This window comes from Nonomuraea sp. SYSU D8015 (assembly GCF_008065375.1).
In the GTDB taxonomy this organism is placed as follows: Bacteria; Actinomycetota; Actinomycetes; order Streptosporangiales; family Streptosporangiaceae; genus Nonomuraea.
This window is the reverse complement of sequence record NZ_VJYI01000044.1, coordinates 16401-39034: the sequence shown is the minus strand read 5'-3', so window position 1 is coordinate 39034 and position 22634 is coordinate 16401. Positions and strand designations below refer to the sequence as shown.

23 protein-coding genes and 4 pseudogenes are annotated in these 22634 nt (G+C 67.8%); 12 read left to right on the top strand and 15 right to left on the bottom strand.

Translation table 11 applies throughout. The features are described from left to right. The first annotated feature begins 514 nt into the window (after nt 1-514). The 3 genes from ID574_RS57630 to ID574_RS57620 all read left to right on the top strand — a co-directional run bounded on the left by ID574_RS57630 (nt 515) and on the right by ID574_RS57620 (nt 3181). Nucleotides 515-1171 (top strand): response regulator, encoded by a 657-nt coding sequence (locus ID574_RS57630; RefSeq protein WP_188197563.1) that lies wholly within the window; start codon nt 515-517, stop codon nt 1169-1171. 71 nt (nt 1172-1242) lie between these two features. After that, on the top strand, nt 1243-2367 hold the full coding sequence (locus tag ID574_RS57625; protein WP_188197562.1) for a sensor histidine kinase: 1125 nt from the start codon (nt 1243-1245) through the stop codon (nt 2365-2367). Nucleotides 2368-2479: 112 nt separating this feature from the next. Next, a complete protein-coding gene (locus tag ID574_RS57620) occupies nt 2480-3181 on the top strand; it encodes a hypothetical protein (RefSeq protein ID WP_188197561.1) in 702 nt (233 codons plus the stop codon). 213 nt (nt 3182-3394) lie between these two features. On the opposite strand, the gene ID574_RS61325 is transcribed toward ID574_RS57620, so the two are convergent. The 3 genes and pseudogenes from ID574_RS61325 to ID574_RS57610 form a co-directional block, all read right to left on the bottom strand. Beyond that, the gene (locus ID574_RS61325) at nt 3395-3667 is read right to left on the bottom strand and encodes a hypothetical protein (protein ID WP_223168160.1); all 273 of its coding nucleotides are present in this window, start codon (nt 3665-3667) and stop codon (nt 3395-3397) included. Nucleotides 3668-4154: 487 nt separating this feature from the next. Then, a pseudogene (locus ID574_RS63320) lies at nt 4155-4472 on the bottom strand (hypothetical protein); the annotation flags it as partial. Nucleotides 4473-4647: 175 nt separating this feature from the next. Then, the gene (locus tag ID574_RS57610) at nt 4648-5292 is read right to left on the bottom strand and encodes a hypothetical protein (protein ID WP_188197559.1); all 645 of its coding nucleotides are present in this window, start codon (nt 5290-5292) and stop codon (nt 4648-4650) included. Nucleotides 5293-5642: 350 nt separating this feature from the next. Here ID574_RS57610 and ID574_RS57605 point away from each other — a divergent pair, with 350 nt between their 5' ends. Beyond that, nucleotides 5643-5909 carry a hypothetical protein gene (locus ID574_RS57605; RefSeq protein WP_188197558.1) on the top strand — a complete coding sequence of 89 codons (267 nt, stop codon included), beginning with the start codon at nt 5643-5645 and terminating at the stop codon, nt 5907-5909. A 101-nt stretch (nt 5910-6010) separates the two neighbouring features. Here ID574_RS57605 and ID574_RS57600 read toward each other — a convergent pair whose 3' ends face one another. Further along, nucleotides 6011-6394, bottom strand: coding sequence for a hypothetical protein (locus ID574_RS57600; protein WP_188197557.1), 384 nt, complete (start codon nt 6392-6394; stop codon nt 6011-6013). 62 nt (nt 6395-6456) lie between these two features. On the opposite strand from ID574_RS57600, the gene ID574_RS57595 reads away from it, so the two are divergent. Continuing rightward, entirely contained in the window at nt 6457-7416 is a 960-nt protein-coding gene (locus ID574_RS57595) for an MBL fold metallo-hydrolase (protein ID WP_188197556.1), read from the top strand. Nucleotides 7417-7445: 29 nt separating this feature from the next. On the opposite strand, the gene ID574_RS62200 is transcribed toward ID574_RS57595, so the two are convergent. Further along, complete coding sequence (locus ID574_RS62200) at nt 7446-7571, bottom strand: hypothetical protein (protein ID WP_262496189.1); 126 nt, start codon at nt 7569-7571, stop codon at nt 7446-7448. A 121-nt stretch (nt 7572-7692) separates the two neighbouring features. Further along, nucleotides 7693-7842: a hypothetical protein gene (locus tag ID574_RS57590; protein ID WP_188197555.1), complete on the bottom strand. Its 150-nt coding sequence runs from the start codon at nt 7840-7842 to the stop codon at nt 7693-7695. 705 nt (nt 7843-8547) lie between these two features. On the opposite strand from ID574_RS57590, the gene ID574_RS57585 reads away from it, so the two are divergent. Continuing rightward, nucleotides 8548-8940, top strand: coding sequence for an STAS domain-containing protein (locus ID574_RS57585; RefSeq protein WP_188197554.1), 393 nt, complete (start codon nt 8548-8550; stop codon nt 8938-8940). 94 nt (nt 8941-9034) lie between these two features. Here ID574_RS57585 and ID574_RS57580 read toward each other — a convergent pair whose 3' ends face one another. Together ID574_RS57580 and ID574_RS57575 are read right to left on the bottom strand one after the other, a co-directional pair. Next, nucleotides 9035-9475 carry an ATP-binding protein gene (locus ID574_RS57580; protein WP_188197553.1) on the bottom strand — a complete coding sequence of 147 codons (441 nt, stop codon included), beginning with the start codon at nt 9473-9475 and terminating at the stop codon, nt 9035-9037. 466 nt (nt 9476-9941) lie between these two features. After that, nucleotides 9942-10130 (bottom strand): hypothetical protein, encoded by a 189-nt coding sequence (locus ID574_RS57575; RefSeq protein ID WP_188197552.1) that lies wholly within the window; start codon nt 10128-10130, stop codon nt 9942-9944. Between the two features lie 438 nt (nt 10131-10568). On the opposite strand from ID574_RS57575, the gene ID574_RS57570 reads away from it, so the two are divergent. Continuing rightward, nucleotides 10569-10991, top strand: coding sequence for a hypothetical protein (locus ID574_RS57570; protein WP_188197551.1), 423 nt, complete (start codon nt 10569-10571; stop codon nt 10989-10991). A gap of 993 nt (nt 10992-11984) precedes the next feature. Here ID574_RS57570 and ID574_RS57565 read toward each other — a convergent pair. Then, on the bottom strand, nt 11985-13652 hold the full coding sequence (locus ID574_RS57565; RefSeq protein ID WP_188197550.1) for a glycoside hydrolase family 27 protein: 1668 nt from the start codon (nt 13650-13652) through the stop codon (nt 11985-11987). Nucleotides 13653-15542: 1890 nt separating this feature from the next. Then, nucleotides 15543-16106 (bottom strand): DJ-1/PfpI family protein, encoded by a 564-nt coding sequence (locus ID574_RS57560; protein ID WP_188197549.1) that lies wholly within the window; start codon nt 16104-16106, stop codon nt 15543-15545. Nucleotides 16107-16437: 331 nt separating this feature from the next. Here ID574_RS57560 and ID574_RS57555 point away from each other — a divergent pair. From ID574_RS57555 to ID574_RS57545, 3 genes and pseudogenes are all read left to right on the top strand, one after another. Beyond that, nucleotides 16438-16590, top strand: a pseudogene (locus tag ID574_RS57555) (IS256 family transposase); the annotation flags it as partial. Nucleotides 16591-16684: 94 nt separating this feature from the next. After that, nucleotides 16685-16879 (top strand): hypothetical protein, encoded by a 195-nt coding sequence (locus tag ID574_RS57550; RefSeq protein WP_223168157.1) that lies wholly within the window; start codon nt 16685-16687, stop codon nt 16877-16879. Further along, a pseudogene (locus ID574_RS57545) lies at nt 16876-17390 on the top strand (sugar phosphate isomerase/epimerase family protein); the annotation flags it as partial. The gene ID574_RS57550 and the pseudogene ID574_RS57545, both read left to right, overlap by 4 nt. A gap of 399 nt (nt 17391-17789) precedes the next feature. Here ID574_RS57545 and ID574_RS61315 read toward each other — a convergent pair. Continuing rightward, nucleotides 17790-17972: pseudogene (locus ID574_RS61315) on the bottom strand (putative Ig domain-containing protein); the annotation flags it as partial. A gap of 68 nt (nt 17973-18040) precedes the next feature. Here ID574_RS61315 and ID574_RS57535 point away from each other — a divergent pair. Continuing rightward, nucleotides 18041-18343, top strand: coding sequence for a hypothetical protein (locus ID574_RS57535; RefSeq protein WP_188197548.1), 303 nt, complete (start codon nt 18041-18043; stop codon nt 18341-18343). 77 nt (nt 18344-18420) lie between these two features. Continuing rightward, entirely contained in the window at nt 18421-18600 is a 180-nt protein-coding gene (locus tag ID574_RS57530) for a hypothetical protein (protein ID WP_188197547.1), read from the top strand. A 227-nt stretch (nt 18601-18827) separates the two neighbouring features. On the opposite strand, the gene ID574_RS57525 is transcribed toward ID574_RS57530, so the two are convergent. The 4 genes from ID574_RS57525 to ID574_RS57510 form a co-directional block, all read right to left on the bottom strand. Then, nucleotides 18828-19139 carry a hypothetical protein gene (locus ID574_RS57525; RefSeq protein WP_188197546.1) on the bottom strand — a complete coding sequence of 104 codons (312 nt, stop codon included), beginning with the start codon at nt 19137-19139 and terminating at the stop codon, nt 18828-18830. 331 nt (nt 19140-19470) lie between these two features. Further along, nucleotides 19471-20307 carry a carbohydrate ABC transporter permease gene (locus tag ID574_RS57520; protein ID WP_223168156.1) on the bottom strand — a complete coding sequence of 279 codons (837 nt, stop codon included), beginning with the start codon at nt 20305-20307 and terminating at the stop codon, nt 19471-19473. After that, nucleotides 20304-21209 (bottom strand): carbohydrate ABC transporter permease, encoded by a 906-nt coding sequence (locus ID574_RS57515; protein ID WP_188197545.1) that lies wholly within the window; start codon nt 21207-21209, stop codon nt 20304-20306. Before ID574_RS57515 ends, ID574_RS57520 begins: the two co-directional genes overlap by 4 nt. Nucleotides 21210-21272: 63 nt before the next feature. Further along, nucleotides 21273-22598, bottom strand: a complete 1326-nt coding sequence (locus tag ID574_RS57510) for an ABC transporter substrate-binding protein (RefSeq protein WP_188197544.1) — start codon at nt 22596-22598, stop codon at nt 21273-21275. Nucleotides 22599-22634 lie beyond the last annotated feature (36 nt).

The window sequence follows — 22634 nt, the reverse complement described above, 5'->3', positions numbered from 1 at the left end:
TCGGCGCAGGCTTCATTCCGCAAACGGGTACCGGACTCCGCTTGAGGTCCACAACGAGTACCTGAGCCAGCAGCTCGCAGCATGAAGTGATCATCAGGAAGCTGTCCGGAGAACGCGGGGCTCCTCACCCTTACGTCCCTGGCGATCTTGGCGGGCGACTGCTCGGGATGGTTCGCCCAGGCCAGGAGCCCTGTGGCAGCGGCGCGAGGCGGGGCTGGGACGCGGTGCGGTCGTGACACCGGTTCGACATCAGCGCCGGAGGGTCAGGCGGTGCGGGCGGCGTGGCGGTAGTCGGCGACCGTGGACTGGCGGCTGCGGACGGTGCCGGCGATGGTGGCCACCGAGGCGGTGCGGGGGGCGAGCGCGGGCTCCGGGTGCGGCACCAGTCTTGCGGCGGAGGAGGGCTCCGCCGCACGGCGGAGACCGGGCGCGGGCGGCTCCGCGTTGCAGCCGTCGTGGCCGCCTTCCTGGGTGGATAAGGTCGGGCCGTGCTCGCACTCAAGCGGAACCCGCGATGACGATCAGATTGGTCGTCGCCGATGACCACGCCATGATCAGGATGGGCTTGCGGTTGGTCGTGGAGAACGCGGACGGCATCGAGGTGGTCGGCGAGGCGGCCGACGGACACCAGGCCATCGCCGTCGCCCGGCGCGAGCGTCCCGACGTGCTGCTGCTGGACCTGGCGATGCCGGTCGTCGACGGCTTGGAGGCCGCCCGCACGCTGCTCGCCGACCCTGCGCCGCCCAGGATCGTGATGCTGACGACGTTCGGCAGTGACGACAACCTGCAGCAGGCGCTGCGCGCCGGCGTCAACGGGTTCCTGCTGAAGAGCTCGCCGCCCGAGCATCTCGTCGAGGCGATACGGGTCGCGGCGGCGGGGGACGGCCTCATCGATCCTGCGGTGACCATGCGGCTGATCGCCTCCTTCGCCGCGCGGCCAGTGCTGGTGCCGCCGCCGGAGCTGGGCACGCTCACCGAGCGCGAGCGCGACGTGCTGCTCCTGCTGGCGCGTGGGCTGTCCAATCGGGAGATCGCCGCCGAGGCCGGTGTCGGGGAGGCCACGATCCGCAGCCATGTCGCCCAGATCCTGCACAAGCTGGGCCTCCGCGATCGTGTGCAGGCGGTCGTCCTGGCCTACGAGTCCGGCATCGTACGCCCTGGCGAGACGTGATACCGCGCGCCCGAGGCAGTCGGCGGCCTCTGGCTGGACTCCGCCTGCCCGGCGGATGGCGGCCGAGCCGGATGGACCTCCTGCTCGCTCTCGCCGTAGCGGTGGCCGGGCAGGTCGAGTCGTTCGGGCGGCAGGGGCTGGAGCCGGGCCAGATCCGCCACCCCGTGCCGCTCGCTGCAGGCGCCGTCGCCGCCGGGGCGCTCCTGCTCGTGCGCCGCAGATTCCCCGTGGGCGCGCTGCTGGTGCTGGTGGCCATCGGTGTGGGCGTACGGGCGGTCACCGGCGGCCTTTACTACCCCGCCTGGCATTTCTACTCCACCCTCATCCTCGTGCACACCGTGGCCAGCGTGGCGGACCTGCGCAGCCGGCGCGGGGCGGCCGGCCTCGCCTGCGTGCTGCTCGCCTACCTCTTCCTGCAGACCTTCCAGTACAACGACTTGGCCGAGGTGCTGATCAGCGCCATCTTCATCGGCGTCGCGTACGTCAGCGGCATCCTGCTTCGCCGCCAGATCGACGAGACGCTGCGCCTGGCGAAGCAGGCCGCCCGGCTGGAGGCCGAGCGCGAGGAACGGGCCAGGCAGGCCGTGGCCGGGGAACGGGCCAGGATCGCCCGCGAACTGCACGACATCGTCTCGCACAACGTCAGCCTGATGACCCTGCAGGCGGGCGGGGTGCGGACGATGCTGGGCGAGGAGGCGCAGCGCGAGCGCGACCTGCTGCTCGGCGTCGAGCGGGCGGGCCGCGAGGCCGTGGAAGAGCTGCGGCTCATGCTCGGCATGCTGCGCGATCCCGGCGGGACGGGCGTCCAGCCGCCATCCGCCGGGCTGGACCAACTCGACACGCTGGTCGCGCAGGTCCAGGACACGGGCGTGGCGGTCAGCGTAAGCGTGGAGGGGCGGCCGCGGCCGTTGCCGCCGGGGCTTGATCTGTCGGCGTACCGGGTGGTCCAGGAGGCACTGACCAACGCGCTCAAGCACGCTCGCGCGAGCCGCATCGACGTCACGGTCACTTACTCGCCCGGCGCGCTGATTGTCGAGGTCGTCGATGACGGCAGAGGCGACGGCGGTGGCCACAGTGGCGGGCATGGATTGATCGGGATGCGTGAGCGGGTGGCGATGTTCGGCGGCGAACTGACCGCAGGGCCCGCGCCGGGCGGGCGCGGTTACTGCGTACGAGCGAGGTTTCCGCTCGGCTGAGCCCCGCACCATTGCGGAGAGGAGGTCGCCCGTCAGGTGGACGACCACTGTGAGCGGCCCGCCTTAGTGTCCTTCCGCGGCGACGGTTCGTCGCCGATGAAGGAGGATGCCCGTGTCACCGCTGTCCGACCCGATCCGTTTCCGCCGCCTGGCCGCCGGGATGTGCCTCATCGCCGCGCCGGTCACGTACGTCGCGGGGATTCTCGCCGATCCCGCGCTGCGGCTGGACAGCAACGCCGATGCGGTCGGCGCCTACGGGCGGCACCTGGAACAGGTTTCGCTGAGCGCGGCCATCCTGCACTGGAGCTGGGTGCTGCTCGTGCCGGGCGTGATCGGCATGATCCACCTCGTGCGGCGGCGCACGGTGCTGCTCGGGCACATCGCGGGCGCTCTCGCGCTGCTGGGCGTGGTCAACTTCTCCGCCCTCATGCTGGGCGACTTCTTCTACGCCCGGCTGGAGCGTGAGCTGGGCCCCTTCACCGGCACCGCGCTGGGCGATCGGGCCTTGGCCGATCCCGGGGCCGTGTTCGGCTTCCAGATCCCGGGCTTCGCTGGGCTGGCGGGGCTGTTCCTGCTCGGCCTGGTCTTGGCCTACTGCCGCCATGCGCCGTGGTGGGCCCCGTTCGCCATGCTGGTGGGCATGTTCACCGCGCCCATATTCTGGGTCGGCACGGTGGCCGGAGGGCTGCTGTACCTGGCCGGGTCGGGTGCCATCGGGGTGCGCATGCTCCGGATGACCGACACCGAGTGGGCCCACCCCGGCACGGCTTTGCGCGTGACGGCCACCAACGACGACCACCGGTTGTCCAGCTAGGAGTTCGAGCAGCGGCTACCCGGCCGGCACATCCATTCGCCCAGTGTGCCGGGACAGGTCCACTCCTTCGAGCGGATTCGGGTGAGTTCGAGCACACCGTGGCGCCGACGTCGGCCATCTGATCGTGGGCGGGGTGAGCCACTTCCTCAAGGGGGCCGTCTCACGCGTGTGGGGCCTGTCCGCGACGGCGGGCACATGCTCGCCTCCGACGGGTCAGTGCACGCAGAGGGCCGAGACGGTCACTTCGTAGACGTACCAGGAGCTGTCCGGCGCGATGAACAGAGCGCGATCGGTCTGCGACCAGTTCGTGCAGTCACCGCCCGCCGCCAGCACCGCCGCCCTGGCCTGCTGTGCGCCGTTGTGCTTGGCCACGTCCCAGGTCCGGCCCTGGCCCACCGCGCTCGCCGAACGCGGAACCGTGTAGGACATGGCGGACTGATCGGTGGCGGCGTCGGCCGCCACCGCGCCGAGACCGAGCGCCGTCACCGTGACAAGGGACGCGGCCGATACGCGCCAAAGGAGCGCTCTCCTGCGGCTGTCTGTGCGAGATTCCATCTGGCCTCTCTAATTCGTCGGACGTAGAGGGATCGCGGCGCCTGGCGCGCCACGACGTCAACGTAGATCCGTAATTGCGGCCACACCAGATTCGGCTGGCCGCCGCCGCGTTCGCCCACGATGCGGCGTGCGGAATGCTGAAAGTTTCACGAATGTGAAAACGCGCCCCGGCGTCCGGAGGGTGAGACGATTCCCTTCGGATGATCGGACCGTAACAGTACGCCGCGCCCGACGCCGTGTCCGGCGGATGCTCAGGGCACCGTGAACCGGGTCGGCGCGCAGGGTGGGCGGAGGGCCTGGACGCCCCGGGGCGACGGAGACGATCGCCACCATGGATCTCTGGGCGCGAAGTCGCGTCCAAGCGCGGGTCAGCGTCGGTGACCCAGTCCATGTGCTCGATCCAGTGGTCGAACAGTGCCCGATCGCCCTGCAGTTCCAGCGTAGAAGCCGCATCCAGCGGGCGACGCCTGCTGAGCACCAGCAGTAGTTCGGCGGCTGGGCCGCGTACCGCGACGTCTGCCTTGGCGTGCGTGCGTTCCAGGACGACCCTGTCCGGTTCCCGGCGTGCCAGCCACTCCCCGGGGGCGTCGGTCGCGTGGAAATGCAGGGTCTGGCCGCCGCCGCGCATCGCATCGGCGAAGTCCGGCCTGTTCTCCCAGTAGCCGCGGGAAGTCATCGTGTCCAGCCAGTCCTCGGTGGCCGCAACGGCAAGCTCCGGCGCCAGCTCGTATCGCATGCCGAGCGCCGCAGCCGCGTCCGCGCGATGCACGCAAGCCCGTCAGCGGACGTGAGGACAGCCCTCACCGCGGCTCTCCAGCCGCTGACCTCTGCTGTCGCGAGTCACTGACATTCGGCCGCTCTGTCTCACTCTCGATGATCCCGTCACGGAGCGTGTTCATCGGTGGCGGCTACTATCTGCGATCCAGATAGTCCGGCCTGCGTTGCAACCACCACCATCGCTCGCCCAGACCAGTACACCGGTAATACGCCTGGAAGCCGGTTCCCTTGAGCTCACATGGGTTCACCCGCGCCGCATCAGGCCGATCGTAGACGTAGAGGAACGAGTTCTCCGGCACCTCGTCGTGCGACAGGCCGAGGATGAGAACACGTCCGGGATGAGAATCGAAGGGACCATCCTCCGCAGCGTTCCGGCCGGGGGCCAGATGGTCGAACCGGCCGGGCAGCTCAACCCACCCGTCCTCAGGCATATCCGTCTTCAGTTTTCTGCCTTCGGCCAGTACGGCCAGGGCAGTGAAGCTGCTGTGATGCGCCGCGAACCATGTTCGCGCGAAGATGCCGTTCCAGGGGAGAAGCGCAACGAGGACAGTCAGTCCGATTATCCCCGTAATCGCCACGTATTTTTTGGTACTACCGCCACGTGCCAGCAGCACCCATACCATCGTGGAGATCGCCGCGACGACGTGTGCTGACATCAGGATGAGCTTCTCGAGGTGACGGTCGTCGTACTCGAGCCACAGAAGGTACCGGCCTGTGATGACCACAACCCAGCTCAGCACGCTGATCACGCCTAACGCATCGTACCGGCTTTTGATCATGCATCTCAGCCTAGGCCACACCCTGTGGACTGCGGCTGGGCGAGAGATGGTGGACGAGCAACACCCCCGCGACGAGCCGCCGTGGTGGTGCCGGGATCTGGAGTGCGAGAGCGAGCCAGAGCCCATTCGACTGTCGCTCAACACGGATGTCAGCGCGTGGGGCACCGTCCGTGGCTTCCGGCGAAAACAACGCCCAGGAGTTGATCTAGGACTGACGGGCTGCGGGTGCGTCTCGGAAACGGGTTGGGTGCAGCTCCTCCTCCTCAGAGAGTGTCTGAGCTGGGCGTTTGCGGTCGTGACTGTTTGATCGAGAAAACCGCCTTCCACTGTGAGTGCGGAGGTGTGAGGCGGTGGTGACGGTGGGCTCGTTGCTGGAGGAACTGGCGCGGCGGGAGGCCGTGGCCCGGCAGCGGATCCTGGAGATCCGCGAGCAGATCGCTGCGCTGGAGCCACGGCTGGAGGGCGAGCACGACCGGCTGTCACGGCTGGTTATCAGGCGCGAGACGGTGGAGGAGATCCTGGTCGAGGCTGCCCGGCCCGTCCAGGAGCCCGTGCGAGCGGCCGAGGTCGTCCGACGCCGCCAGAGTGGGTGCGGTGCCGGGTGCTCGGTGTGGTGACGGTGCCGGCGTGGCCGCCGGGCATGAAAGGTCGAAGCTGAAGCGGCTGGTGGAACGCGGCTGGGCCCGGGAAGAAGGGCCGGGGCTGTTCTCTTCCGCCGTCAGGTTCGAAGGTGCCAACCAATCGTCCCCGGACGAAGGAAGAGCCCTATGCAGGCACCGTACGACACCGAGGTCACCGCCGACGTCTTTGCGGAGGCGAAGAACACCTTCAACTGTCTCATCGGACAGCTCACCGATGCGGCGGCCGGGACGCCGTCCCATGACCGGAGACGATCGTCGAGCAGGGGCGTGAGCTGCAACGCCAGCTCCTGCAGGCGCACCTGGACCTGCGGGCATGGCGCGAGCAGCAGACGGTTGTGGCCGCCCGCCACGGCGGTGCCGGGCCGGCCGCCCCTGACGGCGTGGCGCCCGGACGCGCTACGGCCGGCATGCTTCAACTCATCGTCGTGCTCACACAGACCGGGGCCCGCGAGCACAGCCACGTTCAGGAGCCGGTGGTGGGGCGAGTCACCACCCGCGTGCAAGGCATGGCAGGATCGCGGCCATGTCCCTCAGCGTTCCCCGTCTCCGGATCGGCTCGATTGAGATCATCGCCCTCGCCGATGGCGAGGGCCCGTTCTTCTCCCCGCGCGTTGAGGCCTTCCCCGAGGCCACGGCCGCTCAGTGGGCCGAGGCCGACCGCTACGACCCGGGCGCGGTCGACGCCGAGGGCCGCTGGCGGCTCCAGTTCCGCGCGTACGCGATCCGCAGCGACAAGGGCCTCACCATCGTGGACGCCGGGATCGGTCCGGCGGACGGCCCGGCCCGCTCGTGGGCGCCCGTGCCCGGCGCGCTCCCCGAGTCGCTCGCCGCCGCGGGCATCGACCCGGCCGAGGTCGACACCGTGGTGCTCACGCATCTGCACACCGACCACGTCGGATGGGCGGTCGTGACCGAGGCGGCCGTCCCATCAGCGGGCGGCGCGATGGACGGTAACGCTTCGACCAGCAGCGCGACGGACGGTAACGCTTCGACCAGCGGCGCGACGGACGGTAACGCTTCGACCAGCAGCGCGGTGGGCGGCGCCCCTGCGCCCGGCAGCGCGACCAGCGACCGCCGCCCCTACTTCCCGAACGCCGAATACCTGCTCCAGCGGGCCGAGTTCGACGCCCTCGACGCGCTCAACCCGCAGCTTCGCGAGACCCTCACCGACCCGCTCGCGGCAGCCGGTCGGCTCCGGCTCCTCGACGGGGACACGCCGCTGCGCGCCGGGCGCACGGTCGCCACGCCCGGTCACACGCCCGGGCACCAGAGCGTGCTGGTCCCCGACGGGCGTGAGCTGGTGCTCGTCACCGGCGACCTCCTGGTGCACGCGCTCCAGCTGCTCCACCCCGAGCTCGCCTACTCGCACGAGATCGACCCTGAGGCGGCCAGGCACTCAAGGGAGCGCATGCTCGGCCGCGGAACCGCCACCACGCTGCACCTGGCGACACCGCACCTGACGGAGCCGTTCATCTCGGCGTGATCGCGGCCGTCCGAGCCGTTCGGCACGGGTCAGGCCGTGAGGGCATGCAGACGCTCCAATTTCTCGGTGGTCTCGTCGTCGACGGGACTGAAGACCGTGAGGCGGCGGCCGCCTCCGGACTGGAGCCACATCCAGTCGGCGTGCAGGAGCAGCACGCCGACCTGCCGATGCGGAAGATCTTGACGTCCTTGACCATGTCGGCGATGTTGCGCCGACCCCAGATCTCGCCGAACGCCTGGAGGAGGCCGGGCAGGACGCGAAGCTCAGCTTCGAAGATCAGCTCAACGGCCGGTTGAAGCTGAACGTCGACCGGCTCGGCGTGCTCGGCGAGAGCGAGTCCCTGAAGTGGCTGCGCAGGACAGTGTGCTCGGGCGCGGCGGCGGGCTTGCCGGCTTTCCGGGCACGGGCCTGCTTGGCCTCGTGCAACTGTGCCAGCTCTCGCGTGCCTGCCTGCCTGTGCGGCGCAGGTCCAGGCAGAGCGCGAGATGGCGGCGCGGGCCCTTGGCGATCAGCGTCAGCCCGACCGCGAACGCCGCCAGCGCTCTGGAGGCGGAAACCCCCATATCCCCCCGAAGCCGGGTAGTCGCTTACGCATGTATCGCGTCGCGAAAGTCGGACGAAACGAGGGGAGTCCACCCATGAAGCAGCCTCCCAGCCCAGCCCGTCCCGCCGGAGTCGAGGCTTGGCTCTTGGAAGTCCTCGCCTGGCAGGCGCCCAGTGTTCCGCCATCGTCGGTGCGCCGAACACCCCCGCGGTAACCCTTCCCCGCGCCGCTTCCGGAGACATGCCCCCACCGCAGCGGCGATACCACCGCCAAGCGAATCGGCCGCGACGGTGAGGACGGTTGTACGGCCGAAGGAGGCATACCGCGGGCTGTCGAGGGCAGTGACCATTACAGCAAGCGAGTCAGGACCTGGCCCGAGAGGCATTCGACACAAGAGCGCCGGTTCCTGGCAGAAGAGCCAAGGCCCGGTCATGCCGCTTCGTTAGCGTGACGCCGTACCGCGAATCCTGCGCGGCTCGCCCGCTCCAACGAGGCATACCGGCGGCGCCCGCTTGCCGCGAGCCCAGTGTGCGGCGGCTCGTCCTGCCGCCCTGGCGAACCCTGAGATCCCTCTTCCTTGGAGTGCTATGACGTTCCCGACTGGTGGTGATGACCATGCTGAGATCACGGCCGTGGCGCATCCGTGCGGCCTCCGTATAAGCGGCGAGATCGACCGTCAGACCCGGCCCAGGCTGGCCCGTGCGCTGGCCTGGGCGGTAGCCGCCTGTAAAGGCGACATCCGCCTCGATCTCGGCGGGCTGAACTTCATCGACACGGCCGGGCTGCAGCTCATCGCCGGTGTCGCCGCCGAGCTGCCCGCCCCGCGCAGGCTGATCCTCGATCCGGTCCCGCCGATGGCTCGCAAGCTCCTGGGCATGCTGGGCTGGCGGCTGAGTGGCGACATGCGCCTGTACACCCCCCTCAACGGCCAGTCTGACGCAGGGCCGCACCCCACCACATCGGGCGGGCCTGAGCACTGAACCCGTACAGCGCCGGCCAACACCGGGCCGCCATGCGAGCAGATCACCGAGCCATCGAACTACCCGGTGTCCGCCACGACGTCGGACCGTGGCGTCAGCCGCGGCCGACGGCATCACGGCGCGCCGGCGGCCGGTCGGACAGCGGCCGGCGACGCATATGGAGAGTGAGCAGGGAGCCGCGGTGGGTCTGTTCCAGAGTGACCTCGTCGCACAGGTGCTGGATCACCCACAGGCCGAACCCGTGCGAGCGCGTGGGGTCGACCTCGGCGGCGGCCAGATGGTCGCCCGTCAGCAGGCCGGCCGCATCGGCAACCTCCACGGTGATGCCGTCGCCGCGACTGCGTACGGTGACCGTGCCTTCCTTGCCCCCGTGGTCGAGCACGTTGGTGACCGCTTCATTGACCGCAAGCACCAGCTCGTCTGCCCGCTCACTTGTTAAGCCGCTACGGATGGCGTGGATGCGCACCAGGTCGCGGAGAGACCCCAGGTTGGTGCCGATGGGGCAGCGCAGCTCGATTTCCGCACTCATCGTCATCGCCCGCGGGGGTCGGGGATGAGAAGGAGGTACGCGGGCTCCCTGGTCGGTTACCGGCCTGCCGATCGTTAAACGCCACGTCCGTGTGGGCCTGGTCTCATGTCCATTCAAGCAGGATGCGTCTGGTGCGGCCTGCCGCGCTCCACCTGGCTCCCAGCGCTGTGCGACCGATCAACATCAAAACCGCCCACCACTGCGACCTCTGGCCCTGAGTGAGCGTCCTGGACGCGCGTGGTGGCGTTGGAGCTCACCAGGAGAGACCGTCTTCAACCCTCTCCTGTGATCATCTGAGGTGATGGCACGGGAACGCGGCCCCTGTTCTTGATCGACTGGCTTAGACAACCGACGATCACCAGGGGTCGCGTTTGTCATTCGCACCCCAGGGTGCCCCTCACCCATCCCACCGCGTCATGCCCGCATGCGCCCACCAGCCGAGAACGCTTCAGCCCGGGGGCGGTGTAGTGTACTAACACTGGCTGCTCCAGTGGGGCAGGAAGCCGAGGCCGCGGGCCGCCAGCGCGGCGGCGGAGGCGAACAACATCGTCGCCGCCACCGTCAGCACCACGACCGTGCCACCGCCTACGGCATCGCGTGCGAACTGATCAGGGGCGACGACCTGGACGACGACACCGGCAACCCCTGCGATCCCGAGCACACCTGCTTGAGCTTTGGTGTGGCTGTGAACATCATCCGAACAAAGGCGCCCGACCCTGGCGAGCCACCACGAAGTTGATCAAACTGTGGCGATCGCCCGTCTCCCGCCGGGCGTCCCCGTGTTGAAAGTTTCACCAACGCCGTCGCGCGGACGACGGGGATGACGCGGCTGCAATCGCCATATCGCAGCGCGTCACATGGCCTGCGACCGGCCTGTTGATCCGCCCGGGGAGGTCGCCGCCCCTTTGCGGGCTGCACGGAAACCACGATTCACCCGCTTGTTTCGGAGCGGGGGACGAGTGGCGCTCCGAATGGGCCTGTCCGCCCCCTGGCCATTGTGTGATCCTCCCCTCGAGAAGACGCATCCCGCGGCGTCTCGGCGGCGTTCGCGTGGCCCGGGCGCACCGGAGTGCCACCGACAGTAGGGAGAGATGGCTACGTGAAACCTCATCGTGGAATGCGCGCCCTCGCATTAGGCGCGGCGGCGGCCCTGGCGCTCGGCGGGTCCCCCGCTCAGGCGGCGACCGCGTCCAGCGCGAGCGCCGCGGCCCTCAATTGCGCTATCACCATCACCAACCCGACCCAGTTGTACACGACCTACGTTTACGCCTACGTCGAGGTCAAGTGCAATCAGAGCGTTTCCTTCATCGGCGGATACCTCTCCTTGTACCGGGACGGAACCCATCTGGGCTACGCCGAGACCTACCAGAACAACGCGGCTTACGCCTACAAGATCAACATGGTGTCGTGCGTACCGGGCAACTACCACGTCATGGGCTACGGATTCGCCAACCTCGACGGCGGACCGCCCGACTTCTCCCAGCGCGTCGCCACCACGCCGATCGCCATCACCTGCACCTGAGCTCCATCTGAGCCGGACACCCGACCGGCCCCACCGGCGTATCGCAGGCGGGGAAAGAACCTGTCCACCACGACCATCACGGGCTCCTCGCACAGCGGGAGCCCTTCGTCGTCAGTGATCACCGGCACGAACGCGGCCATCGACACCACATGCGACGAACTTCTCGCCGACGTCCACGCGAACCGTACGTGGGTGCCGTCGTTCCCGCACCGGGCGGGAGTACGCCGAGCAGCGATTCCTGGATACGTGCCGCGGGCTCCGACAAGCGCTGCGAAGAACTCGCCTGCCGCTTCTCTGAACTAGAAGTGGATCGTGAAGTGGGGATGCCGGTGAACGGCGGCTCGCCTGATCTGCTGTTCGATGTTTCAGCGCCAGGCTTGATGCCGAACGAGGTCACCGATCAGCAGGCCGCACCCTTCCCAGACCTGAGGGTCGGAGGAGTCCTGGTAGGAAGGGCTCACCGGCGGCCGAGGTGCTGCTCGGTGCTGGACGAGAGGACGCCGGTTCGTCCAAAGCTGGTTCCTCGTGGGAATCCTCAGACAGCCGGATGGGCTGGAGCTGTTCTTTTGTCTGCAGCTAGAGATTTCGCCCCGGAGCAACCTCGACAGAGTTGATTTTGACATCCCCACCGCATAAGGCCCTCGGTCTTCATGCTGATGTCCCGGAGCGACGGCTCGCCGGCCAATCGGCGAGCATGCCGAAGCGCCTCAGCGAACTTCGTCACCGGGTTTTCGCCAAGGACGGATGTCCGCGTGACGCCGCATGATCAGTCGGCCGGCCACTCGCAAGCATGGGCAGCGAGCTCGCGCCTGCACTGTCGGTGGATCTGCTGTTGTTCTCGTGACGGGGGGAGGAGATCGCCGAGGCGCCGATGCCTTCCACGGGCTTGGGCAGGCTCCCGCTCCGGGGTCCTTCTGAGCAAGAATCATCCCGGGCGCCGTGGACGACTCGTCCGGGCGGCCGCGACGTTCCGCGGCCGCCCTGGCGTGCCGCTTACGCTCGTGTCCAGCGTTGGTTGGCGCCGGCGTGGCAGTTCCACAGGACCACGGCGGTGCCGTTGCCGGTGTTCGCTCCGTCGACGTCCAGGCACAGCCCGCTCTGGGCGTTGCTGATCGTGCGGTTGCCGTTGAAGATCCATTGCTGGTTGGCGCCGCCGTTGCAGTCCCAGATCTGTACGCGGGCGCCGGGGGTGGCGTTGATGGGCGCGTCCAGGCACTTGCCCAGCACCTGCAAAGCCCGCCCGCTCTCAGTGAACTGCTGGTTGGCCCCGTTGTGGCAGTCCCAGATCAGCATCTGCGCGCCGTTGGCCGAGGAAGCCTGATTGACGTCCAGGCACCGGCCGGACGCCTCGCCACGCAACCGGAAGGAGGGCGGTGGGGTCGAGGTCCCGCCTCCGCTGACGCGGTAGACGGCGGTGCCGTGCGCCGGCACCGTTGCCGAGATGGTGCCGCTGCTGGTGGAGGTCGCCCCGGTCCAGAGGTCGCGGAGCGTGAACGACGAGCCCGTCTTGCCGATCGCGGCGGCGGTGGTGGAGATCGTCGTCGTGGAACCGCCCTGGTTGAACAGCGCCACGGCGACATCGCCGTTGGCGAGCCGCTTGGCGAGCACGCGGCGGGTACCGTCGTTGGAGACCTGTACGGCCTGCAGTCCGAGCGAGTCCTGGTTGACCGCGATGAGGTCGGCGTTCTTCAAGATGGCCAAGGTCTCCGCACTGGCGCTGCGCAGGTCGTTCCCCGCGATCAGGGGAGCGGCCATGACGGCCCAGAGCGCGAAGTGGCTACGCTGCTCCGTGGCGGTCAGACCGCTGCGGCCCACCTCCATCATGTCAGGGTCGTTGAAGCCGCCCGGCCCGGCGTAGGACGCCAGCGGCACATTGACGTTGACGATGTTCTGGATGCCCATCGGGTACCCGTTGGTCTGGCCGGTGTCCCACGCGTTGGTGATGTCCTCGGTGGTTCGCCACATGTTGGCCACATCGCTCCAGTTGCGAAGTGGGCCGGTCTTCTCGTGGATGCTGTTCGGGTTGATGCTGTACACGATGGGCCGGCCGGTGGCGGCCAGCGCATCCCGCATCTTCGCGAACGCGGCCACCTGGTCATTGATGGTTCCGCTCGGCGAACACCAGTCGTACTTGAGGAAGTCCACACCCCAGGCGGCGAACTGGCGGGCGTCCTGCGCCTCGTGGCCGAGGCTGCCGGTCGCCCCGGGGAAGGCGTCGAAGTACTGCGCGCAGGTCTGATCCATCGGAGACTGGTAGATGCCGAACAACAGACCACGAGCATGCAGGTAGTCGCCGAGAGCCCGCATGCCGCTCGGGAAGCGTGTCGGGTGAGCCTGCAGGTTGCCCTGCGCGTCCCGATCCGGGTTGAACCAGCAGTCATCGACCACGACGTACCGGTAACCCAGCTCCCGCATGCCGTTGGCCACGATGGCATCCGCCATCTGCCGGATGAGCGTTTCGTTGATGTTGCATCCGAACGTGTTCCAGGTGTTCCACCCCATCGGCGGGGTCCGGGCCACGCCGTTGTTGAGCGCCATCGCCGGGGGTGTGGTCACCTGTGTCGTGACCACGACGCTGACCGCGGCCGCCGCGACAATCGTCGTTGCCGCGCTCGTCCATCGGGCCACCCGGGGCCTGGCCCGTCGGCTTAACCATGTCATCGCACTACTCCAATCTGAACGGCCTCCGACCGGAGGCTGGGACCCGTCGTGGGCTAGGGGATGACCCGGAAGGTGGCGTCCTGCCGGTCAGTGGGGCTGGAGGTCACACAGGCCCTGTGTCCTGGCGGTCGGTGTGACAACAGCGTTGTTCTGGTTCAGCGGCGTCCATTTCAGGCCGTCACGGCTGACCGCGGGGTACAGGCCCGTCCGCGGCCTGTAGCGCCTTCTACCGTGAGTGCACCTTTCCGCAAGAGTGCGGTGGTTACGCCCAAGGGCTCGAGGAGGCGAAGGGCAGAGTGAGGAGGACCTGACCGGCTCGATGTAGCCGCGGTAGTCCCCGTGGCGGAGCGGTACCGGCTGGGAGATCTTCGCGACCAGAGTGTGTCCAGGCACAGCGGAACCCCGACCAATCCGGTGATGCCGAATATGCGGCGGGCCCGGAGCGATGGGCTGTTATCGCTAACAATTACACGCCTTCCCGTGCGCGGTGGTGAGATGCCAGTGAGTACATCCAACGCTCCGATGCCCGTCAACGAGCCGCCATCCTCGTCGGCAGGCCTTTCGCGAGACCCGCACATCCAGCCTGTCTGTTTGCCCTCTCGCGAGCACACCAGGGCGGCCCGAGCGGTGAAACTTTCATCACTTTCCCGGCTCTCGATGTCCTGCGCGCGGACCGCGTTGCCTGCCGTCTGCAGGGCTCTGCTGTGGTGCGGCCCCATGTGGCAACGACGGCGGCGGGCATGTGCCCGACGTCGCGGACAGGCACCACACGCGTGAGAGCCTTCGCGGCGGGGTCTCCAGCCCTCAGACCGACAACAACAACGAGCGATCCCAAAATCACGTCATCAAGCGATCCAAGTCACATCCCAACTCCTCGATGACCAACGGCGGAGCCGCAGCCTGGCCCTAAGCCGTCCGGACCTGGCACGGCAGGGAAGAGGTACCGGCCGGACCTGGCGGCGGGAGCGTCTGAAGGACATCCGCGAGTCCACGCTGCTCAGCTACACCTCCCACTACGAGACGTACATCCGTGAAGTGCTGGAGGACGTGCGGATGGACAAGCTGTTCGTGCCCACGGTCGAGCAGGTGTTCACCCACATCGACGAGAAGAACGCCCGAGCGCGTCGATCACGGCCGATCTTTACACGACGGTGCTGCCGGATGTGGCACGGGAAGCGGCCGAAGCGAGTGCCGCTCTGGTGCCTCGGGCGTCGCCGTGGGGGAGGCGTCCGAAGCTGGCGGTCTCCCTTCGGTCTCCCCATTGGATGATCGCCGACCAAGGGATGCGGCAGGATCAAGGAAACCGCAGGTAGAGCCTGTAGTAGATGAGATAGGGCGGGTGGGACTTGAACCCACGACCCACGGATTATGAAAATCCTCGGTTGCTGTCGTTCAGTGTCACTGAGTGCTGCTTTGTATTTCCGTGGCCGGAATTATCCCCGTTGTCGTGTCATTCTGTGCCGACGCGTTCCGTGCTGTATCGCGAACACGCGAGCAACCACCGAGCAACCATGCGTTCTTGACTATCGGCATTATGTGCCGATAAATCTTTTTTCTTAGCGTGGCTGCATAGACTCGGCTTCGATGGAGAGGCTTGAGCTTTACGGCGGATCGAACCCGTACGAGCAGCCACCGAGCAGCCGTCGCCCAACGATTTGTGTCCATGAATCGGCGCGAGCGGCTTATCGCAGAGCCTCTTGATGACGTGCGAAACTGCGGGCCAACGCTACAAGCGAGTTGTGGCACCGGACACGGCGAGAAAGGCCCGGTCTTCCGGGGCAAATCTCACCCTGGTGACCGGAGTTCGCGCACGCTACGCCAAGCCCCCACATGGCCATGGCCTGGACGGGTGTAATTATCGGCAGGCGCAGTTCGGCACGACCGAACCACCTACAACGACACGTTCGCGCTTTCCAGCACGCGCATGAAGGCACGCGACCATTCAGGCAGGTCTGGCCAGCCACGACAGGAGACCATCACACCGTCCACCACGTCGGGGGCGTCCACGAAGGTCGCACCCGCCATCTCCATGTCGGTCCTCAATGGCGGGAACGCCGCCGTGGTACGGCCGCGCAGCAGGCCAAGCGCCGCCGGCACCTGCGGGCCGTGGCAAATCGTGCCCACCGGCAGGCCGCGCTCGAAGAAGTAGTGCACGATACGGGCGACGTCGGGATCGGTGCGGATGTATTCCGGCGCGCGGCCGCCCGGGATCACCAGCGCCTGGTAGTCCTCAGGGCGCACGTCGGCGAATGCGAGATCTACCGGCAGTTGATGGCCGGGCCTCTCTGTGTAGGCGTCCCAGCCGGGCTCGAAGTCGTGGACCACCAGCTTTACCGCACGCGTGGTGGGGGCGGCCACGATCGCCTCATGGCCCCCTTCCCGGAGCCGGAAGACGGGGTACATGGAGTCCAGCTCTTCCGCGGCATCGCCGGTCAGAACAAGCACTCGGGCCATGACTCACTCCTGTTCTCCCACGGTGGATCTTAATCCGCATGGGGCAGAAATGGCAGACCCCGTCGGGGCCTCACCCGCGGACCGCTGTGTACGCCGAGTACCGTCCGGACTACGCGCACGCTGCGGTGCGCTCGGCGCTCGAGCCCGGCCCTCCGGTGCTCTACCTCGGCGCCGGAATCGGCGCCGGAACCAGCAAACTGACCACCATCCCAGTCATGCTTGGTAGCGCCGAGGCGATACCCGTGCCGGACGCGTCCGTCGATGCGGTGCAAGCCGGCCTGCCAGGTACATCACCTCCTCGAAGAGGCGCGGGTTGTGGCGTTCAAGCTTCGAGTCGGCCCGCGCCCGCTGGCGTGCGGTCAACGCCCCTCACCTCGTCGCTCTGGTCCGCGCCGGGGTGAAGTTCCGCAAGGGCAAGCTCATCGAGCGGCCCGAGCGATCCTCGGCTGTCGCGGAGCAGTCAGCAGCTGCCTGGAAGCTCTGATCCACAGGTATTGGCGATTGCTCCCGTGCTGGGTGGTGCGGCGTAACAGCGCGCAACGACGTCGTCAGAGGATGTCCTAGGTGTACGCCGGGGCGTGGTGGCCGCCTGGTCACGCCTCGGGTACGAACACGCCTTCGTCCACGAGATGAAGGACTTCCTGGAGGCGATCGCCGACGGCACCGACCCCGCACCGTCCTTCGAGGACGGCCTGCGGGGGCAGCCCGTGCTGGCGGCTGTCGAGCAGAGCGCTGCTGAGGACAGCCGCGTCATCACTGTGGAGGGTTCATGACGAGGCCGGTCACGTTGTTCACCGGGCAGTGGGCGGATCTGCCGTTCGAGGAGGTCTGCCGGCTGGCGTCGGAGTGGGGCTATGACGGCCTGGAGATCGCCTGCTGGGGCGACCACTTCGAGGTCGACAAGGCCCTCGCGGACGACGCCTACATCGAACGCAAGAAGGAGACCCTGGCCAAGTACCACCTCGGGGTGTGGACGATCTCCAATCACCTGGTCGGCGGGCGGTCTGCGACCATCCCATCGACGAGCGCCACAAGGGCATCGTGCCCGCCCGCATCTGGGGTGACGGCGAACCCGAAGGCGTACGGCGGCGCGCCGCCGAAGAGATCAAGAACACCGCCCGCTCGGCGGCCGCGCTCGGCGTCACGACCGTCGTCGGCTTCACCGGCTCGTCGATCTGGCACACGCTGGCGATGTTTCTTGCCGTCGTTCGAGCCATAGACGGTGGAGTTCGCGAGCCGGTCGGCGAAGATGTTGCTCTGGAATCCGAAGCGGGTCGCCGAGACTCGGAAGTCGAGCCCGAAGTCGAAGGTGTGGGAGAGGTTGACCGCCTGGGCGTACCCGGTTCCCGACTGGTTGTCGCCGTCGACGAGGTTCCCGATGTTGGCCCCGGCCGTGGAGGTGACCACGAGCGAGGGATGGTCGAGGCTGCGGTCCACGGCCGTGTGCGGGGAGACGAGGTAGAGACCGTCGACCGCCGTCACAAGGCGGGTCAGCGCGGCGAGATACTCGTCGTCCGTACCCTTCTTGCCCAGGGCCTGGGCGGTGGTGAGTGCCTGGTCGAAGGCGGCCTCGGTGTCGGAGACGTACTCGGCGTCCACGTCGTGGCCCTGCTCGGCGAGCGCGAACGCGCCGGAGCGGTTGTGGGCGGCGGCGAGTACGACGTGGTGGCTTGCCACGGTGGTGCCGTCGGAGACCGTCACGGTCATGACGGTCGAGCCGGCTGCGGCGGGCGTGCAGGTCAGCTGCCCGGTGGAGGCGTCAAGGTTCGCCCCGGCAGGCAGTCCCCGCGCCGTGTAGGCGAGATTCTCGGCGCCGGCGTAGTGCGCGGAGAGGTAGGCCGTGGCGGTCGCGCCCTTCCAGCTCACGATGCGGCGGTCGAGGTGTCGTCGAAGGTGGGTGGTGTCAGTTCGGCGGAGGCATTCGTGGTGATGTGATGGATGTCTATGGTCGCCCGGTCGCCGGTGGCCTGGATGAACAGCATGTCCCCGATGGAGTGCGGGTACATGACGTACCGCCATTCGCCGCCGGTGTCCGGCACAAGGATCGTGCGGTCGTCGTGGCGGTCGATGCGCAACCGGACCTCGCCGTCGGCGCGGACCCGGAAGGCAAGGAGCTGCTTGCTGCTCGAGCCGCTGAGATGGGCGATCTCGGAGCCGGGGCGCGCGGTCGACAGCGCGAAGAGCCACCGAAGTACGGCGCGAGCTTTCTGACGTCCTCGCCGCGGGTGAACGCGTAAAGTAGTAGATGTCCCAGAAGCTCGCGGTGTTATAGCGCCCGCGGTAGCGGTTCGAGATGTGGTTGTACGTGTCGCGGATGGCCACCGCCGTGGGCCTGGTCGCGTCCCATCTCGCGTGCTGGACGTGCGGGTCGTCGATCGGCTCGCCGGTGGCGTCGTTGGTGTCGACCCATCGGAACAGCCGCTTGATCGAGCCGTTGAAGCGCTGGTCCTTCGCGGTGGCGTTGACCGTGAACCATTCGACCGACCGCTTGTAGAGGGCGGTGTCGTTCATGAAGATGGAGCCGGCCATCGCACCCATGAGCGGGTAGTTGTGCTGGTTCATGAAGTGGTTGTCGGGGTCCATCTGCTCCCAGATGCGGATGATGTCGAGGGCGTTCTTGCGGTAGATCTCCTCGCCGGTGAGTACATAGAGGATCGCCTGTGTGTAGGACTTGAGGCCGTGGCGATGAAGCGGGCGTTGAAGCCCTGGCTGTTGAACGTGTCAGAGGGGATCGGCGGCGCGGACCGCGACGGCGCCACCGGCGCCCGCCCGGACGGTCACCTTCGCGGGCTGGGACAGTTCGAACCTCGCCGGCTCCCAGGAGCCGTCGCGGTGTCCGTCCAGCAGGGGACGGCCGAACCAGCCGTCGCCCTGGCTCGGCAGCAGCGCCTGTCCCTCCGCGGCGGGCAGCGCCGCGACAGGCCCTGGGTCGGCGCCCCAGAGCAGCAGGCGCGGCGGAACGGGACCTTCGGAGGGGGCGTCCAGGTCCGCCGTGGCCGCATCCCAGGCGTACCTGCCACCGGTCGAGGCCACGTCGAGCATGCCGAGGCGGGGCCGGCGAACGGGTCCTCCCGGCGCACCTCAATACGCGCGTTCCGGCGCTCGCGCGTGATACCCGCGCCGTCAGCCGTGCAGTGCCGCCGACCAGGTCCGCGTCCCGGGATCACGATCCAGCCCGGGACCTCGTCGACGGTGGTCACGCAGTCGCCCTCGGCGGGGTTCGTGTCGGCGAGCGTCACCCCTTCGTAGTCGTCGAAGTCCACGGCTCTGACCGGGATGTCCACGACCGGACGCGCGCGTGCCGGTTCGCCGGGGACGACCAGTCTGGGGCTGCAACGGGCAGCCCAACCAACAGTGGACCACGTCACTTGACGGCTCCTCCGGTGATGCCGGAGATGATCCGTCTTTGGGCGACGACGAAGACGACGACCAGCGGCAGGCTCATGAGCACGACGTAGGCGAAAACGAGGTTCCAGTTGTTCTGATACAGGTTGCTACTCGCCACCGAGTACAGATTCAAAGGAAGTGTCGAGTACGTCCCTCCGCCGAGCACGAAGAAGGCGTAGAAGACGTCGTTCCAGATGTAGAGGCAGATGAGGATCGTGGCCGTCGCGATGACCGGGCGCAGCAGGGGCAGGACGACCTTGATGAAGATGCCGAGCGGCCGTGCGCCGTCCATGCGGGCCGCTTCCTCCACCTCGACCGGTATGGTCCGCACGAAACCGGTGACGAAGAAGATCACCAGGGACATGTACATGCCCATGTAGACCAGCACCATGCCGATCGGCGTGCTGGCCAGGTGGAGTTGCCGGAGCAGCAGCACGATCGTGACGACGGCCGGGGGCAGGATGATCCCGCTGATCGCAGCCGAGTAGAGCACAGCCATGACGCGCCCTGCCCGCCGAGCCAGCACCCATGAAGCCAGAGAGCCGAAGATCAGCACCCCGGCGACGGACGGCACCATGACCAGCAGGCTGCCGAACAGCGCCCACAGCATGCGGCCCTGCGTGAACGCCTGGGAGTAGTTGTCCCACAGGTGCCACACCCGTGGGAGGGACAGGTCGGGCAGGTTCGCCTCGCCTTGCGACTTGGCGGAGGTCACCAGGGCCAGCCACAGCGGGATTCCGATGACGACGGCGGTCAGGATGATGACGACGGCCGGGTGAACGAGGCGGGACCAGCCCCGGGCGGAGATCCTCACAGGACGCGCTCCCTCTTGCGCAGGTAGCCGATGACAGGGAAGGCCAGGAGAGCGACCAGGAGAAGGAGGGCGAGGCTCATGGTGGTGGCCTGGGCGAACAGGCCGTTGCCGTAGACGCGGAAGATGTAGATGTTGAGCACCTCGGTCTGCTGTGCGGGCCCTCCCCCCGTGGTCGCCAGGATCGTGTCGAACCCGTTGAAGGAGCCCAGCAGCGCGGTCGCGACGTTGAAGGTCACCGCGGGGGCGATCAGCGGGAACCGGATCGATCGGAAGGTCCTCCACCTGCCGGCGCCGTCGATCCTGGCCGCCTCGAGCACGTCGGCCGGGATCGTCTTGAGACCGGCGAGGAAGATCACCATCGCCAGCCCCATCCACTTCCAGGAGTTCACGAAGGCCACCGTCACCACCGTCCACGTGGTGCTGCCGAGCCAGGGGATCGTCACGTGCTGGCCGGTGAGAGCGCCGAGGAGCCCGTTGAGCGGACCGTCGGGCTTGAGGAGCGCCTGGAAGGTGTACCCCACCGCCAGGGCGGACATCAGCACCGGGATGAAGAAGACGACCCTGGCGAACCGGTTGATCCGTGTGTCGCGCTCCAGGAGCAGGGCGAGCCCCAGCCCGAACCCCGTTTGCATGATCGCCACCAGGACCGCGTAGACGATGGTGATCCGCAGTGACGACAGCAGGGATCCGTTGGACATCACCGCCTTGACGTTCGCCAGCCCAACGGGGCGGATGTCGTCATGGAAGGCCGACCAATCCGTGAAGGCGTAGATGAAGTTGAAGACGGTCGGTAGGAAGAAGAATACGGCCAGCACGGCGAACGCCGGAGCGAGGAACCAGCTCGGGTACAACACCGCTCGCCGCGGCGAGCGGCCGGAAGCGGCCGACAGAGAAGGGATCATGGCGATCCTGCACACCTTTCAGTGTGGTGGCGGGGGGGAGGGCGCCCGTGCCCCGCGCCGCCGTCAGAAGCCCTGGATCCCGAGTGCTTGGGCGAGCTGGGCGAACTGCGACTGTGTAGTGGAGGTCACCTGTTCGGGGGTCATAGTCCCGTTGACCATGTTCGCCAGGTTCACGTAGAAGTCCGGGTTCACCGCGGCGTTCTGCTGCATCGAGCCGGCCGCGTCGTCCAGCGCGGCCGAGGCCTGCTTCACGACCTCCGGCACCCCGGCGGGAGTCGGTACGGCAGGCTCGATCGACACGGTGCCCGCAGACTTCACGTAGTCGGGGTAGTAGGTTTCCAGCCAGAACCGCAGGAACTGCCGGGCGCCCGACTCCCGCTTCGGATCTCCGGTCTTGAAAGCGACCAGGGCGTTGTCGCCGCCGGGCACCGACGTGGCGATGTTGCCGTCCTTGGAGATCGGGAACCAGCCGATCTCCTGGTCTATGGTCGCCGTGTCCGCCGTCGACTGCATCAGCGACGCGAACGAGGTGAGCTGCAGCACCATCGCTGCCTCACCCTTGAGCAGGGCCGGGCCGGACTCGGTGTACTTGGAGGTCTTGTCGTCCTTGTTGAACAGACCCTGCTTCACCATGTCCTGGAACTGCCGGACGGCGCCGAGGATCTCCGGATCGGTGAACTTCTCCTTGTTCTGGCTGACCCGCTCCCACAGGCCCTTCTTCGACGCCTCGGCCAGCAGGACCTGCGGCCACCACTGGGTGGGCCACTGGTCGCCGGCGGCGCCGAAGAACGGCGCCACCCCCTTCGCCTTGATCTTCTGGGCGTCGGCAAGCAACTCCTGGAAGTTCTTGGGCGTGCTCGTGATCCCCGCCTTCTGGAACACCGACTTGTTGTAGAAGACACCGAGAACGGAGGGGACGTTGACGAAGGCCGCGTAGTGATGCCCGTTCACCATGCCCAGCTTCTGGATGGCCGGCGTCTGCCTGGCCAGCCACGGCGCGCCGTCCAGGCTCTGCAGGTCGGTGGACGGCTTGAGCAGCGCGAGCATGCTGCCTGTCGGCTGCCAGGTGGCGAGGTCCGGTTTGGCGCCCGTGGCCAGCTTGGTCGGCGCGTTGGTCTCGTAGACGTCGGGAATGACGACCTTGTTGATCTTCGCTCCGGTCTTGGCCTCGAACGACTTGATGACGTTGTCGGCCATCGAGGCGGTCTGCGTCGACATCCACAGGGTGAGGGTCACCCCCTGCAGGCCGGCGCCCGGGTCAGGCCAGGTCGTGGGGGCCGACCCGGCTGTGGCTGAGGACGTCCCGGGGTTGCCCGCCGAGCAGCCGGCCAGCAGCAGCGCCCCGCACGTGGCGGCGGCTGCCGCGCGGGAAAGGCCTCGCGTCTTCATGGATTCTCCTTGTGTGTGGTGGGAGGTGAGGGCTGC